We start from the raw sequence: 13,525 nt of genomic DNA on the forward strand, positions 1-13,525 counted from the left end.
CCCAGCCGGGGCGCAGCAACCGGGGGGGCGGGGGGCTTGGCCGCCCGGCCTGACCCCGGGGCCCTCGGGGGGCGGATGATGGAGACGCGCGATGCGATCGTTGAAGAAACGCCGTAGGATCCAGGTGCTTGTCGTCGCGGCGCTGGCGCTGGTGATTTCGACCGCGCTGATCGGCTATGCCATGCGCGACGGCATCAACTTTTTCCGTGCGCCGGCGCAGGTGCTGGCCGAGCCGCCGGGCCCCTCCGAGACGTTTCGCCTGGGCGGACTGGTCGAGGAGGGCACGCTGGTGCGCGGGCAGGGCGAGACCATCCGCTTTACCGTGACCGATGGCGCGGCTTCGGTGCCCGTTGCCTATACCGGGGTGCTGCCCGATCTCTTTGAGGAGGGGCAGGGTATGATCGGCACCGGCCGCTATGTCGGCGGCACCTTCGAGGCGACCGAGATCCTGGCCAAGCACGACGAAAGCTACATGCCGCGCGAGGTCGTCGACGCGCTGAAAGAGCAGGGCGTCTACGAGGATCCGAACGGCTCGGACGCGGTGGCGACCGACAGCCTCGACCCCGCACCGAGCGCAGGCTTGCCCGAGGGTTAACCCTGTCGTGACAGCTTTCCCGCCGTTGCCCGAAGGGGCCTCAGGAGCGGAAGGGAAAGCCGATGCCGACCACGGTCGAAGAGATTGCAGACGGGATCGTCGCCCGCGAGGGCGGCTTCGTGAACGACCCGGACGATCCCGGCGGTGCCACCAACCGCGGCGTGACACTGGCCACCCTGCGGCGGATCGGCGGCGATCTGGACGGCGACGGAGATGTCGACCTGGCCGATCTGCGCCGCCTGTCGCGTAGCCAGGCGCGCGACATCTTCCTGCAGCATTACTATCATGCGCCACGGCTGGGCGACCTGCCCGAGGAGATCCGCGCCAGCGTTTTCGACATGTCGGTGAATGCGGGTGCCAATGCGGTGAAGATCCTGCAGCGGCTTCTGAACGACATGGGGCACGGCCTGCAGGTCGATGGCATCGTCGGGCCCCGCACGATTGCCGCCGCCGCTCTGGCCCAGGCCGCGGCGCCGCGGCACCTGGCCGACGCCTACGGCATCGCCCGGCGGAACTACTACTACGCGCTCGCCGATGCGCGTCCCGCCAGCCGCAAGTACGCCCGCCGCCGCGACGGAGGCAAGGGCGGCTGGATCCTCCGGGCCGAGGAGTTCATCTCGCCCCGCTACCGCCTGACCGAGGGCGAGCATCGCGCGCGGGTGGCGGCATGGGACTGATCGAGCGTCTGATGGGCGGGCTTTTCGGACCGGGCTGCGGCGCGTTGCGCGACACGGTCGAGGTGTTTCGCGAGAGTGCCGAAGGCCGCGCCGGCCGCGCCCATGCCCTGCGGGAGGCCGCGCTGGCCCAGTTCGCGGCCGAGTTCGCGCAATCCCGGCGGGGTTGGTTCGACCGGCTGGTGGACGGGCTGAACCGTCTGCCGCGCCCGGCGATGGCACTGGGGACGCTGGGCCTGATCGGCGCGGCGATGGTCGACCCGGTCTGGTTCTCCGAGCGGATGCAGGGCCTCGCCCTGATCCCCGAGCCGCTCTGGTGGCTTATGGGGGCCGTGGTGTCGTTCTATTTCGGCGCCCGCGCGCAGGCGAAGGGGCAGGACTTTCAGCGCAGCCTTGCTGCAACGCTGGCGGCCTATCCCGCAGGCGGCGCGGTGGACGGAAAGGCCCCCCACAAGGTTCCCGCCACCGCCGCCGCATGGGGCAACGCGGCGCTGGCGGACTGGCGCGCGGAGCGGCGCGATGAGTGAGCTTTTCGCCGCACTTCTGGCCGAACATGGGCCCTGGGTCGCGCTGGTATTCTTCCTGCTCTACCGCGACCAGCAAAAGGACGCGGCCACGCGGCGCGCGCTCGACAAGAACACCGCCATCCTGATCGAGATGACGACGCTGGTGCGCGACCGGTTGTCTCGGGGGGCGGTGCGATGACCGGGCTGGGCCGGATCTGGGCGCGGCTCTTCCTCAGCCGCCGCCTGTCGCAGGCCGAACGACGCAACCGCGATGCCGCCGAGCGGCTGGATGCCGCGCTGAGGGAGCTTTGGCCGCTATGAAACAGGCGCTTTGTCTGACGGCCGGGGTGGCTGTCCTTTTGTGGGTGTCGCGGGTCGGGCTGGGGCCCGGCGCCGCGGCACGGGCGGGATACACCGCGATGACACCGCTGGCGGCCGCCATCGCGGCGACGTTCCTGTGGCTCTGGCGAGAACGGGCGACACCGCTTGCGCTGGGAATGGCGTTTTCCTGGGCCGGGGCGGCGGGCCTTTGCCTGTGGTGGGCGCGGGTCGGGGCCGCGCCCGGCCCGCTGCCCGGTCAGGCGGTGCCGCCGGCGGTCTTTGCCTGCCTCGCGCTCTATCTGACCGGGGCGCTCTTGCACTTCGCGGTGATCCGCAGCTCGCTGCCCTCGGGCGCGGCACGCGGGCTGGTCTGGGGCACCGCCGCGGCGACGGCGGCGGTGCTGGTTCCGCTTCTGCGCTGACGCGACGCGTGCGGGACGTGTGGGCGGCAGGCGCGCGGGCGCCTAGTTCAGGTAGGGGACGGGATCGACGCTGTCGAAGCCTTCGCGGATCTCGAAATGCAGGACCGAGGGTGTCTGCGCCCGCACCTTGGCGATCTCCTGCCCGCGCTTGACGGTATCGTCCTTGTTCACGGCCAGCTTGTCGACGCCGGAATAGACCGTCAGCAGGTTGTCCTCGTGCCGCAAGACCAGGATCGGAACGCCCTCGGTATCGCGGGTGATTGCGGCGACGCGCCCGCCGTCCGCGGCCCGGACCGAGGTTCCGGCCGGGGCGGCGATGTCGATGCCGTCGTTCTTGCCTTTCTGGAAGGCGCGGATGATCTTGCCCTGCACCGGGTAGCTCATCCGGGCGTCCGAGGCTGTGCTGGCCTCCTGCGACATGGCGGGCGAGGCGGGCGTTTCCTTGACCGGGGCGCTCTGCGCCTCTTCGGGCTCGGGCAGCGGGGCCGAGGCCGAGGGCGGGGTCGGCGTGGGGCTGCCCTCGCCGGGGCGCGAGGTCTTTTCGGGGTCGGGCTGCGGCGTCGTGCCGGGCTCGGCCACCGGGATCAGCAGCCACGCGCCTTCGCGCACCGACATGTCGGGGCCGAGACCGTTCCAGTCGGCCAGCGCCTTGGCCGGCACGTTGTACTTCCGCGCGATCGAGTAGGCGGTTTCGCCGTGCTCCACCCGGTGCCGCTGCGGATCGCCGTCCGAGCGCGCCGGTGCAGAGGTCTGGCCAGAGGGTTGCGCAGCGGGGGTGGCCTGCGGCGTGCGCTGCGGTGCACTGGGGCCGGCGCGGTCGATCGCATTGCCGGCCAGCGTCGACACGTCGACCTGAGGGGTGGGCCGTCCGGCGGTGCCGCCGGGGGCGGCCTGCGGCCCCGGCGCGGGGGCGGGCGCCGCGGCAACGCGGGTGCCCTGCGGCTCGGCCACGCGGCTGGGCAGCGCGACGATCTCGCCATGTTTCAGCTCTGCCCCGATCGGCAGTCCGTTGTAGTTCGCAAGCTCGACCGCGGGCAGGCCGACGCGACCGGCCACGTCGGCCACGGTATCGCCGTCGCGCGCCACGGCGACCTGATAGTCCGAGTAGGAGAGCACGCCGCGCGCATCCGGCGTAGGCCGGGCGCGGTAGACGCCGTAGACCGCCTGCGAGGTGTCGAGAGGCCCGGCCCCGAGGTTGTTCCGGAGGTCGAAATCGAACCCCTGTTCGTCGCAACCCGCAAGGGTGAGGGCCGCTGCCCCGCCCAGTAGGGTTCCGCGCCAGGCCCTGACCGGCCGTTTCGCTGTTCGTGCCATCCTGCTCGTCCTTCGCTTGCCGGGCGACCTCTGGCGGGTCGGCTCCTGCGATGTCCAGCGCGCCCCGGGCGTCCGCCCGCGAAGGTCAGTCGTCCCCAAGCCCCTCGACAAGGGGGACGAACCGGACCGGACGCAGTTCTTCGTAATCGAAACCGTCCTCGTGGCGGACGACCTTGATCAGGCGCTGCACCGTGTCGGACTGGCCGACAGGCAGCACCATGATACCGCCAACCCGAAGCTCGGCCAAGAGGGGGCCAGGCGGGTCTTCGGCGGCGGCGGTGACAAGAATGCGATCGAACGGCGCCTGGTCGGGCAGCCCGCGGCTGCCGTCGGCCGTCATCGCGATGACGTTGGCGAGGCCCAGATCGCGGAACACCTGTTCGGCCGCGCGCACCAGGCGCCGGTGTCGGTCAACGGTATAGACCCTCCGGGCCAGCTGGCTGAGGATCGCCGCCTGATAGCCCGAGCCTGTCCCGATCTCGAGCACCTTGTCACGCGGGCGCACGTCCAGCGCCTGCGTCATCAGACCCACGACCGAGGGTTGCGAGATGGTCTGGCCGCAGGCGATGGGCAGCGGCATATCCTCGTAGGCACGCTCGGCGAAGAGACCGCGGACAAAGGCGCCGCGGTCGATCTTCTCCATTGCCTGAAGCACCCGGGCATCGGTGACCCCGCGCGACCGAAGGGCGAAGACGAACTGCATAGTGCGTTCGGCCTCGCTGCTCATCCCAGCCGGTCCTTCAGGTCGGCGACCAGGTCATGCGCCGTGAGGTCCGCGCGCATCGGCGTGACCGAGGTGTAGCCCGAAAGGTTCGCCGCCACGTCCGAGCCTTCCGGCCCGGGCTGGTCCTGGCGCCCGCCCTTGATCCACAGGAACTTCCGCCCCGAGGGGGAATAATGCGGCTCGACCCCGAAGACCGAGTTTTCGCGCCAGCCCTGGTGGGTGACGGCGAGCCCCCTGACCTCGGCCGCCGGGACGGGCGGGAAATTGACGTTGTAGAACAGCCGGTAGCCGCCTTCGTCCCAGATCCCGTGGTCCAGCAGCTTGCGCACCACATCGGCGCCATGGGCGGCGGCGGCTTCGAACAGGTTGTCGAGGCCCGCGTTGCGCGGCCCGATATACTGGCTGAGCGCGATCGAGCGGATGCCCTGCAGCGCCCCCTCCATCGCGCCGCCGACAGTGCCGGAATAGAGCGTGTTCTCGCCCGCGTTGTTGCCGCGGTTGACCCCCGACAGGACAAGGTCGGGCAGCTGCGGCATCACGTCGTGCAGACCCGCCAGGACGCAATCGGCCGGCGCGCCCTCGGCCGCGACGCGGCGGGGGCCCAACTCGGCGATCATCATCGGGTGGGTATAGCTGATCTTGTGCGCCACGCCCGATTGTTCGAACGCGGGCGCGACAGTCCAGACTTCGCCCGTCGGGCCGGCCACCGCCTCGGCGATGGCTTCGAGCACCTTGAGGCCCGGGGCGTTGATGCCGTCGTCGTTGGTGATGAGAATGCGCATGGAAACCTGCTCTTTGTTTCTGAATAGGCGAGCCCCGGGCGCGCGGCAAGCGGGGTTTGCCGCGCCTGCGGCGTCGTGTTGTCATGCCGCCGCGCCCCGGAACCCGGTACCCCCGGCCGAGGGGGGGCACAAACCGTGCGGGTATGCGGCTTGGCCCGTAGCTGAACGGTGGCCCCAGGCCCCCGCGGTCAGCCCGTCAGACCGGCCAGCAGGCGGCGCGCTTCGTCCGCGGGGGCGGCGAGCGGGGCGCGATCCTCGCCCGGGTAGAACCGCGCGCGGACGGCCGTGGGCATCGGGCGCGGCGACAGGATGCGCACGCGGGGGCCGGTGCGCGCGGTCTCGGCCGCCCAGGACCGGGCCAACGCGATCTGCGCGCCCTTGGTGGTGCCGTAGCTGCCGAAGAATTTTTCGCCCGCGCCGGCATCCTCGAAGAACAGGGCCTGCCCGTCGGCACCCAGTAACGGTGCCATCATCCGGATCAGCATTGCCGTGGTGTCGAGGTTCAGCGACACGGATTTCGACCAGTCCTTGGGGTCGATATGGTTCGCCGGGGTCAGCGGCGCGGCATGGATCGCGGTGTGCGCCCAGATCGCGGCATGGCCCCAGCGGTCGTAGGCCGAGCGGCACAGATGCGCCATCGCGGCCTCGTCCGCCACGTCCATGGGCGCCAGCGTCGCGCTGCCGCCCGCGGCCTTGATACGGTCGTCCAGTTCCTCGAGCCCGCCGGTCGTGCGCGCGACGGCGAGGACATGGTGATCACGGGCAAGCTCGAGCGCGAGGGCCGCGCCGAGCCCGCGCGAGGCGCCTGTGACGATGGCGAGCGGACGGGTGCTTTCGGTCATGCGGCGGTCTTTGGGCCGCAACCGCGCCGAGGTCAAGCCGCCGACAGGCGCCGGGCCGCCGATGCGGCGCAGCGCCGCGGGCAAAAGGTTTTGCCGTGGCGCCGGCGCGCGGCTAATCTCGGCGCCGGGAACAGCCATTTCCGGGGACGGACAGGATGCAGCATTGGACACGTCGCGCGGCGCTCGGGGGCGCGCTGGCCGCGTTGGCCGCCTGTGGCAGCAGGCAGGACGAGGTGACGCGCCACGCGCCGCTCGCCCCCGGGGCAACCCCCCGGATGCGGGTGCTGGTCGACAAGTGGGCGACGGAGTGGAACGTGCCTCCGGCGCTGGTTCACCGCGTCGTCCAGCGCGAAAGCAGCTACAACCCGGCGGCGCGCAACGGGCCCTATTACGGGCTGATGCAGATCCATCCCACGACCGCGCGCACCATGGGCTACAGCGGCCCGCCCGAGGGGCTGCTGGATGCCGAAACCAACCTGCGCTACGCGGTGAAATACCTGCGCGGCGCGTGGATGGTTTCGGACGGCGACTATGACGAGGCCGTGGGCTGGTATTCCCGCGGGTATTACTACGAGGCCAAGCGCCGCGGGCTGCTGCGGGAAACCGGCCTTCGCTCCTGACCCCGCGCCGCTTTGGGCCGCGGCAGGCAAGCCGCGCGGGGCACCGGACCCGCAACGCCTTGGGGCTGATGCCTCGCGGCCCCCTTGGACTGCACTCTCTTGGCGGCAATCTCCTAGGGTGACGGGCGGGGGCCACGCGTCGTGCGCGCTGTCCGGGATCGGGCAGGGCGCCCTGGCGGCTGACCCCGCATGGACCACAGCGCGGCAGGACTGACGCTGCCCGCCACTGGGCGGCAGGAACTGCAGGACGGCGCGCTATCGCGCGCGCGACAGCTCGGCGGCAAAGTCCAGCAGGGTGGCGAGGGCGTCCCGCAGCGCCGCATCCTCCAGCGTCAGGGCGATACGCACATGGCCCGCGGCGGCGTCTCCGAACCCCTCTCCGGGCATCACCGCGATCAGGTGGCGGTCGAGCAGGGCCTCGGCAAAGCCGGTGCCGCCGAGGCCGGTGTCCCGGATGTCCAGCATCAGGTACATCGCGCCCTGCGCCGGAACCGCCCGGACGACCTTCTGCCCGGCGATCAGGCTCAGCGCCAGGTCCCGGCGGCGGCGATAGGGGGCGGCGTTTCTCTCCTCGGCGTCGGGGCCCTGCAACAAGGCGAAAAGCCCCGCCTCCTGGATGTATCCGGGCACGCCGTAGGTGGTGGTGACGGCCAGGTCGGCCATGCGCGCGATTGCCTCGGGCGGGGCGATGAGCCAACCCAGGCGACTGCCTGTCATCGCATGGCTTTTCGACAGGGAGCCGATCACCATGGTGCGCTCGGCCATGCCGGGCAGGGCGCGGGGGGACAGGTGATCGCCCGTCCAGACCTGGGTGTCGTAGACCTCGTCCGAGATCACCCAGAGATCGTGGTCGCGGGCCACCTGCGCGATCCCGTCCAGCGTGTCGCGGGAATAGACGGCGCCGGTGGGGTTGTTGGGCGTGTTGATCAGCAGCGACCGTGCGCCCTGCGCCACCGCGGCAAGATCGGCCGCCTGCGGTTGGAACCCATGCTCGGGCCGCGTCGCCACGGCGCGGGGGTGGGCGGCGCTCGCGCGGATGGTGGTGGGGTAGGTGGCATAGTAGGGATCGCAGATCAGGGCGGTATCGCCCGGATCGGTGACAGCCTGGTGCGCCGCGAAGAGGGCGGCCTGCCCGCCGGGGGTCACCAGCACGTTGTCGCGCGTGGTGGGCACGCCGGTGCGCGCCTCGACCCGGGCGGCGATGGCGTCGCGCAGCGGCGCGATGCCGGGGATCGCGGCATAGCCGGTGTGCCCGGCCATGGCGGCGCGGTGCATCTCCTGCAGGATCGCGGGGGCGGTGCGGCTGTCGGGTTCGCCGATGGTCAGCTCGACCACCGGCTGGCCCGCGTCCTTCAGCTGGCGGGCGCGGATGAACAGCCCCCACGCATCCGATCCGCCGCCCAAGATCCCCTCGATCCGCGATGACAGCCGCATGGCCGCGCCCCCTTTATGTGCCTTGCATGGAACGAAACCGGCCGCCCCGGTAGGGGCGGCCGCAGGTGCCGGGCGACCCGGCGGGACCCTCAAGCCGCGGGCGGGCACGGTGCCTGCCTGCGACGAAAGGCTCAGCGGTTCTCGACGTCGACGTAGTCGCGCGAGGTCGAGCCCTGGTACAGCTGACGCGGGCGGCCGATCTTCAGCTGCGGATCCGAGATCTGCTCTTTCCACTGCGAAATCCAGCCCACGGTCCGCGCCACGGCGAAGATCGGCGTGAACATCGACTGTGGGAAGCCCATCGCGTCGAGGATGATGCCCGAGTAGAAATCGACGTTCGGGAACAGCTTCTTGTCACGGAAATAGTCGTCTTCCAGCGCGATGCGCTCCAGCTCCTTGGCGGTCTGCAGCGTCGGGTTGTTCTCGATCCCAAGAAGGTCGAGCACCTCGTCCGCGGACTGCTTCATCACCGTCGCGCGGGGGTCGTGGTTCTTGTAGACCCGGTGGCCGAAGCCCATCAGGCGGAAGGGATCGTTCTTGTCCTTGGCCCTTGCGATGTACTCCGGAATGCGATCGGGCGTGCCGATTTCGCGCAGCATCTCGAGACAGGCCTGGTTGGCGCCGCCGTGGGCAGGGCCCCAGAGGCAGGCGATGCCGGCGGCGATGCAGGCAAAGGGATTGGCGCCCGAGGACGAGGCCAGCCGCACCGTCGAGGTCGAGGCGTTCTGCTCGTGGTCCGCGTGCAGGGTGAAGATCCGGTCCATCGCGCGGCTCAGGATCGGGTTGACCACGAATTCCTCGGCCGGGACGCTGAAGCACATCCGCAGGAAGTTCGAGGCGTAGTCCAGATCGTTGCGCGGATAGACGAAGGGCTGGCCGACGGAATACTTGTAGGCCATCGCGGCGATCGTCGGCATCTTGGCGATCAGCCGGATCGACGCGACCTCGCGCTGCCACGGATCGGCGATGTCGGTGCTGTCGTGGTAGAAGGCCGACATGGCGCCGACCACACCCACCATCACGGCCATCGGGTGCGCATCGCGGCGGAACCCACGGAAGAAGTTCTGCATCTGCTCGTGGATCATCGTGTGCTGCGTCACGCGATGTTCGAAATCCTCAAGCTGCTCGGCGGTCGGAAGATCGCCGTAAAGCAGCAGGTAGCAGACTTCGAGGAAATGCGATTTCTCGGCCAGTTGCTCGATCGGGTAGCCGCGGTGCAGCAGCTCGCCCTTGTTGCCGTCGATGAAGGTGATCGTCGAGTCGCAGGAGGCGGTCGAGGTGAAGCCCGGATCGTAGGTAAAGACGCCGCCTTCGGAGTAGAGTTTGCGGATGTCGATCACGTCGGGCCCGGCAGTGGGCGAGTGCATCGGCAGCTCGACGGTCTTGTCGCCGAAGGTCAGTGTTGCGGTCTTCTGGCTGTCAGCCATGGCAGTCCCTTCCATGTCGTTCCGGCCGGGATGTCCCGGCGAACCATTAGTCAGGCAAGGCGCAAGACGTGGCGCCCAGCAATCAAGCCGCAGCGTCGTTCAGCCGGGCAATCGTTTCGTCCCGGCCGAGGACGAGCATCATATCGAATACGCTGGGAGTGGCGGTGCGACCGGCAAGTGCGGCCCGCAGCGGCTGCGCAACCTTGCCCAGTCCGACCCCGCGCTCTTCTGCGACGGCGGCCGCGATCCCCTCCAGTCGATCACGCTCCCAGCTAGCATTTTGCAGGTGCGGCGTCAAATCTGCCAGAAGCGATTTGGCGTCCGAAGTCAGCGCCTTGGCGGCCTTTTCGTCGATCTCAAGGGGCCGGCTTGCGAGGATAAAGTGAGCCTGATCAATGAGATCCGGCAGGATCTTCGCGCGCGACTTCAGGTGCGGCATTGCTGTACCGACCTGTTCAACTTGGGTCGGGGTCAGCGGCGTGCGGTCGGTTTCGTCAAGAAAGCCGATCAGCTCTTGCAGCAGTGCGTCATCGTCCATCGACTGGATGTGCTGGCCCGAGATGTGACCCAGTTTCTTGAAATCCAGACGGGCCGGGGCGCGGCCGATGCCGGAGAGGTCGAACCACTCCTGCGCCTGCGCGTCGGTGAACACCTCGTCGTCGCCGTGGCTCCAGCCCAGCCGCGCCAGATAGTTGCGCATCGCGACGGCCGGATAGCCCATGTCGCGATACTCCTCGACCCCGAGGGCGCCGTGCCGTTTCGACAGCTTCTTGCCGTCCTCGCCGTGGATCAGCGGGATATGGGCGAAGACCGGAACCGGCCAGTCCATCGCGTCATAGACCAGCCGCTGACGCGCCGCGTTGTTCAGGTGGTCGTCGCCGCGGATCACGTGGGTGACGCACATGTCGTGATCATCGACCACCACCGCCAGCATGTAGGTGGGCGTGCCGTCCGACCGCAGCACGATCATGTCGTCCAGCTGATCGTTGCGGACGGTGACGCGGCCCTGCACGGCATCCTCGGTGACCGTCTCGCCGTCGCGGGGCGCCTTGACGCGGATGGCGTAGGGCGCATCGGGGTGGGTCGCGGGGTCGGCGTCGCGCCAGGGGCTTTCGAACAGGGTGGAACGTCCCTCGGCCTTCGCGGCCTCGCGGAAGGCGGCGATCTCGTCCTGCGTGGAAAAACACTTGTAGGCCGCGCCGCGTCGCAGCATTTCCTGCGCGACCTCGGCGTGGCGCTCGGCGCCGGCGGCCTGGCTTACCGCCTCGCCGTCCCAGTCCAGCCCCAGCCAGCGCAGCCCGGCAAAGATCGCCTCGGTCGCTTCGGGGGTCGAGCGGGCGCGGTCGGTATCCTCGATCCGCAGAAGGAACTTGCCGCCACGGCCCCGCGCGTAAAGCCAGTTGAACAGCGCTGTGCGCGCCCCCCCGATATGCAGGAACCCCGTCGGCGAGGGGGCAAAACGGGTGACGACCTCGCCGTCGGAGGGCGGTGTCGCGGACGCGGGGGTGCTCATAAAGGGCTTAACCTTTTGGAAACCATAAGGGAGAATTCTTTGGCCGTGATCTAGCTTCTCAGGGGGAGAAGGACAAGTGTGCGGCCCGTCGCGGCGATCCTCCCGGCGATTGTTCCGGTGATCCTTCAGAGGATCTCCACGGGGATCTTCGCGACGGTCGACCGGCAGCGCGGGCATCTTTTTCCGTGGCTCCCGGTCTTTCTGGGCGTCGGGATCGGCGTGTATTTCGTGCTGCCTGTCGAGCCGTCGCGCGCCGAGTGGGGGATGCTTGGCGCCGGGTGCCTGGCCTGCCTGGTCCGGCTGGGGCGCCAGCCCGCCGCCCGCCCGCTGACGCTGGCTCTGGCGATGGCGCTGGCAGGTGCGCTTCTGGCGGGCGCGCGGACGCAGATCGTGGCGGCGCCGGTGCTTGGGTTTCGCTACTACGGTGCGGTCGAGGGGCGCGTCGCCGCGGTCGACAGGTCGTCGAGCGATGCGGTGAGGCTGACGCTGGACCGCGTTCGGTTGGACGACGTGCCCCCCGGGCGCACGCCGAGGCGGGTGCGCATCTCGCTGCACGACGCCGACGTCTGGCGCCCGGCCGAAGCGGGGGCAGTGGCCGAGCGTGTTGCCGAGGCCGCGGCGCGGGCGCCGCCGGGCGCGCCCGATCCGTTCGAGATCCTGCCCGGCGCCCGGGTGATGACGACGGCGCACCTGTCGCCGCCCGGCGGCCCGGTCGAACCTGGTGGCTTTGATTTTCGCCGCCATGCCTGGTTTCTGGGGCTCGGCGCTGTCGGGTATACCCGCGTCCCCGTTCTGCGTGCCGGGGCGCCCGACGACGCGTACCTTGTTGCGCGGGCACGGATGCGCCTGTCGGCGGCGGTGCGCGCCGCGCTTCCCGGGCCACGCGGTGCCGTGGCGGCGGCGATCACGACCGGCGATCGATCGGCCATTCCGGCCGGGGTGCTCGCGGACCTTCGGGCGGCGAACCTCGCCCACCTGCTGGCAATTTCGGGGCTGCACATGGGGTTGCTGACCGGCTTCGTCTTCGGCGTCCTGCGGCTGGGCCTGGCCTGCAGCCCGAGGCTGGCCCTGACGGCGCCGATCCGGGCCTGGGCCGCGGCCGGCGGGCTGGCCGCGGGGGCTGTCTACCTCGGTCTGTCAGGCGGCAACGTCGCGACCGAGAGGGCGTTTGTCATGGCGGCGGTTCTGTTCGGCGCGATGATCCTGGGGCGCCGGGGGTTGACGCTTCGGGCGGTCGCGGTGGCGGCGCTCATCGTGCTGATCCTTCGTCCCGAAAGCCTGACGGGCCCGGGGTTCCAGATGTCCTTTGCCGCGACCGTGGCCCTGGTGGCCGCCTTTGCCGCGCTGCGCGGCCAGGCATGGGCCGGGGGGGCGCGCTGGCGTCGCTGGATCCTTGGCCTGGTGATGTCGTCGGCGGTGGCGGGGGCTGCGACGGCTCCCGTGGGCGCCGCGCATTTCAACCAGATCGCGCATTACGGCCTGATCGCGAACCTCCTGTCAGTGCCGGTGATGGCGGCGCTGGTCATGCCAGCCGCGGTGCTGGCGGCCGTCCTGGTCCCCGTCGGCCTTGAGGATATTGGGCTGCACCTGATGGGCGTCGGTCTGGGCTGGATCCTGCAGGTGGCCGAGAGCGTGGCCGCCCGGGACGGCGCGCTCAGCCACGTGTGGCGGCCGGGGCCCGCCGTCCTGCCGCTCATGGCGATCGGGGGGGTATGGCTCTGCCTCTGGGTCGGGTGGGGGCGTCTCGCCGGGCTTGTGCCGATGGGGATTGCCTGCATCCTCTGGGCAGGTTCGTCCCGGCCCGACCTTCTGGTGTCCGAGCGCGGGGGCCTGGTCGGGGTTCGGACCAAGGCCGGGCTGGCCCTGTCGAAACCGCAGGGCGAGGGTTTCGTGGCCCGCGTCTGGCTCGAGAACGACGGCGATCCCGTCCCGCAGGAGCTTGCCGCGGCACGCCCTGGCTTCGACGGCCCCCGCGGGACGGCACGGGTCAGCCTGGGCGCCGTTGATGCCGTGCACCTGACCGGACGCGGTGCCGCGGACCGGGTGGCGGACGCCTGCGAAACAGCCGAGATCGTGATCCTGTCGGTCGAGGCCGAGGACCGGCCCGAGGGGTGCGACCTGATCGATGCGAAAGTTTTGCAGCACCGGGGTGCCATGGCGATCTATGTCGACGCGGGAAAGCTGCGCCGGGTCTGGGCCGCGGAGCGCGCCGGAGCCCGGCCATGGAGCGCGCGGTAAGGGGCAGGGTGTGTCCCGCTGTTCGGACGATCCGCCGCCCCACCAAGGACAGGGCGGCGCTGGCTGACCCTCGCGCCCCCAATTTCCATCTCCGCCGCGCGCAGGTGACGCTG

General features: G+C 70.3%; 15 protein-coding genes. 8 read left to right on the plus strand and 7 right to left on the minus strand.

Going from position 1 to position 13,525, the window contains the following annotated elements:
• Positions 1–91 precede the first annotated feature (91 nt).
• The 6 genes from ccmE to EKE94_RS00780 all read left to right on the plus strand — a co-directional run bounded on the left by ccmE (position 92) and on the right by EKE94_RS00780 (position 2,518).
• A complete protein-coding gene (ccmE, locus tag EKE94_RS00760; RefSeq protein WP_127904703.1) occupies positions 92–595 on the plus strand; it encodes a cytochrome c maturation protein CcmE in 504 nt (167 codons plus the stop codon).
• Positions 596–657: 62 nt separating this feature from the next.
• Positions 658–1,272: a holin-associated N-acetylmuramidase gene (locus tag EKE94_RS00765; RefSeq protein WP_127904704.1), complete on the plus strand. Its 615-nt coding sequence runs from the start codon at positions 658–660 to the stop codon at positions 1,270–1,272.
• Positions 1,263–1,796 carry a holin family protein gene (locus EKE94_RS00770; protein ID WP_127904705.1) on the plus strand — a complete coding sequence of 178 codons (534 nt, stop codon included), beginning with the start codon at positions 1,263–1,265 and terminating at the stop codon, positions 1,794–1,796. Before EKE94_RS00765 ends, EKE94_RS00770 begins: the two co-directional genes overlap by 10 nt.
• Positions 1,789–1,974, plus strand: a complete 186-nt coding sequence (locus EKE94_RS00775) for a hypothetical protein (RefSeq protein ID WP_127904706.1) — start codon at positions 1,789–1,791, stop codon at positions 1,972–1,974. The genes EKE94_RS00770 and EKE94_RS00775 overlap by 8 nt, the downstream gene beginning before the upstream one ends.
• Positions 1,971–2,096 carry a hypothetical protein gene (locus EKE94_RS19020; protein ID WP_268878262.1) on the plus strand — a complete coding sequence of 42 codons (126 nt, stop codon included), beginning with the start codon at positions 1,971–1,973 and terminating at the stop codon, positions 2,094–2,096. The genes EKE94_RS00775 and EKE94_RS19020 overlap by 4 nt, the downstream gene beginning before the upstream one ends.
• The gene (locus EKE94_RS00780; protein WP_127904707.1) at positions 2,093–2,518 is read left to right on the plus strand and encodes a hypothetical protein; all 426 of its coding nucleotides are present in this window, start codon (positions 2,093–2,095) and stop codon (positions 2,516–2,518) included. The genes EKE94_RS19020 and EKE94_RS00780 overlap by 4 nt, the downstream gene beginning before the upstream one ends.
• 42 nt (positions 2,519–2,560) lie before the next feature.
• On the opposite strand, the gene EKE94_RS00785 is transcribed toward EKE94_RS00780, so the two are convergent.
• The 4 genes from EKE94_RS00785 to EKE94_RS00800 all read right to left on the minus strand — a co-directional run bounded on the left by EKE94_RS00785 (position 2,561) and on the right by EKE94_RS00800 (position 6,180).
• Positions 2,561–3,832, minus strand: coding sequence for a M23 family metallopeptidase (locus tag EKE94_RS00785; RefSeq protein ID WP_127904708.1), 1,272 nt, complete (start codon positions 3,830–3,832; stop codon positions 2,561–2,563).
• Between the two features lie 85 nt (positions 3,833–3,917).
• Positions 3,918–4,559 (minus strand): protein-L-isoaspartate(D-aspartate) O-methyltransferase, encoded by a 642-nt coding sequence (locus EKE94_RS00790; RefSeq protein WP_127904709.1) that lies wholly within the window; start codon positions 4,557–4,559, stop codon positions 3,918–3,920.
• The gene (gene surE / locus EKE94_RS00795) at positions 4,556–5,338 is read right to left on the minus strand and encodes a 5'/3'-nucleotidase SurE (protein ID WP_127904710.1); all 783 of its coding nucleotides are present in this window, start codon (positions 5,336–5,338) and stop codon (positions 4,556–4,558) included. Before surE ends, EKE94_RS00790 begins: the two co-directional genes overlap by 4 nt.
• 188 nt (positions 5,339–5,526) lie before the next feature.
• Positions 5,527–6,180 carry an SDR family NAD(P)-dependent oxidoreductase gene (locus tag EKE94_RS00800; protein ID WP_127904711.1) on the minus strand — a complete coding sequence of 218 codons (654 nt, stop codon included), beginning with the start codon at positions 6,178–6,180 and terminating at the stop codon, positions 5,527–5,529.
• Between the two features lie 155 nt (positions 6,181–6,335).
• On the opposite strand from EKE94_RS00800, the gene EKE94_RS00805 reads away from it, so the two are divergent.
• Complete coding sequence (locus tag EKE94_RS00805; RefSeq protein WP_127904712.1) at positions 6,336–6,800, plus strand: transglycosylase SLT domain-containing protein; 465 nt, start codon at positions 6,336–6,338, stop codon at positions 6,798–6,800.
• 255 nt (positions 6,801–7,055) lie between these two features.
• Here EKE94_RS00805 and EKE94_RS00810 read toward each other — a convergent pair whose 3' ends face one another.
• The 3 genes from EKE94_RS00810 to gltX form a co-directional block, all read right to left on the minus strand.
• Positions 7,056–8,234: a pyridoxal phosphate-dependent aminotransferase gene (locus EKE94_RS00810; RefSeq protein WP_127904713.1), complete on the minus strand. Its 1,179-nt coding sequence runs from the start codon at positions 8,232–8,234 to the stop codon at positions 7,056–7,058.
• Between the two features lie 131 nt (positions 8,235–8,365).
• The gene (gene gltA, locus EKE94_RS00815) at positions 8,366–9,661 is read right to left on the minus strand and encodes a citrate synthase (protein WP_127904714.1); all 1,296 of its coding nucleotides are present in this window, start codon (positions 9,659–9,661) and stop codon (positions 8,366–8,368) included.
• Between the two features lie 82 nt (positions 9,662–9,743).
• Positions 9,744–11,174: a glutamate--tRNA ligase gene (gltX, locus tag EKE94_RS00820; protein WP_127904715.1), complete on the minus strand. Its 1,431-nt coding sequence runs from the start codon at positions 11,172–11,174 to the stop codon at positions 9,744–9,746.
• A 78-nt stretch (positions 11,175–11,252) separates the two neighbouring features.
• Here gltX and EKE94_RS00825 point away from each other — a divergent pair, with 78 nt between their 5' ends.
• Complete coding sequence (locus EKE94_RS00825) at positions 11,253–13,412, plus strand: ComEC/Rec2 family competence protein (RefSeq protein WP_235855850.1); 2,160 nt, start codon at positions 11,253–11,255, stop codon at positions 13,410–13,412.
• Positions 13,413–13,525: the final 113 nt, after the last annotated feature.

The sequence above is a fragment of the Mesobaculum littorinae genome, from assembly GCF_004011175.1.
Classification (GTDB): domain Bacteria; phylum Pseudomonadota; class Alphaproteobacteria; order Rhodobacterales; family Rhodobacteraceae; genus Tranquillimonas; species Tranquillimonas littorinae.

Coding starts and splice junctions, on each gene's coding strand:
- EKE94_RS00800 (WP_127904711.1), bottom strand. CDS start 6,180: ATGACCGAAAGCACCCGTCCGCTCGCCATCGTCACAGGCGCCTCGCGC.
- EKE94_RS00790 (WP_127904709.1), bottom strand. CDS start 4,559: ATGAGCAGCGAGGCCGAACGCACTATGCAGTTCGTCTTCGCCCTTCGG.
- gltA (WP_127904714.1), bottom strand. CDS start 9,661: ATGGCTGACAGCCAGAAGACCGCAACACTGACCTTCGGCGACAAGACC.
- EKE94_RS19020 (WP_268878262.1), top strand. CDS start 1,971: ATGACCGGGCTGGGCCGGATCTGGGCGCGGCTCTTCCTCAGCCGCCGC.
- gltX (WP_127904715.1), bottom strand. CDS start 11,174: ATGAGCACCCCCGCGTCCGCGACACCGCCCTCCGACGGCGAGGTCGTC.
- ccmE (WP_127904703.1), top strand. CDS start 92: ATGCGATCGTTGAAGAAACGCCGTAGGATCCAGGTGCTTGTCGTCGCG.
- EKE94_RS00765 (WP_127904704.1), top strand. CDS start 658: ATGCCGACCACGGTCGAAGAGATTGCAGACGGGATCGTCGCCCGCGAG.
- EKE94_RS00805 (WP_127904712.1), top strand. CDS start 6,336: ATGCAGCATTGGACACGTCGCGCGGCGCTCGGGGGCGCGCTGGCCGCG.
- EKE94_RS00780 (WP_127904707.1), top strand. CDS start 2,093: ATGAAACAGGCGCTTTGTCTGACGGCCGGGGTGGCTGTCCTTTTGTGG.
- EKE94_RS00785 (WP_127904708.1), bottom strand. CDS start 3,832: ATGGCACGAACAGCGAAACGGCCGGTCAGGGCCTGGCGCGGAACCCTA.
- surE (WP_127904710.1), bottom strand. CDS start 5,338: ATGCGCATTCTCATCACCAACGACGACGGCATCAACGCCCCGGGCCTC.
- EKE94_RS00775 (WP_127904706.1), top strand. CDS start 1,789: ATGAGTGAGCTTTTCGCCGCACTTCTGGCCGAACATGGGCCCTGGGTC.
- EKE94_RS00810 (WP_127904713.1), bottom strand. CDS start 8,234: ATGCGGCTGTCATCGCGGATCGAGGGGATCTTGGGCGGCGGATCGGAT.
- EKE94_RS00770 (WP_127904705.1), top strand. CDS start 1,263: ATGGGACTGATCGAGCGTCTGATGGGCGGGCTTTTCGGACCGGGCTGC.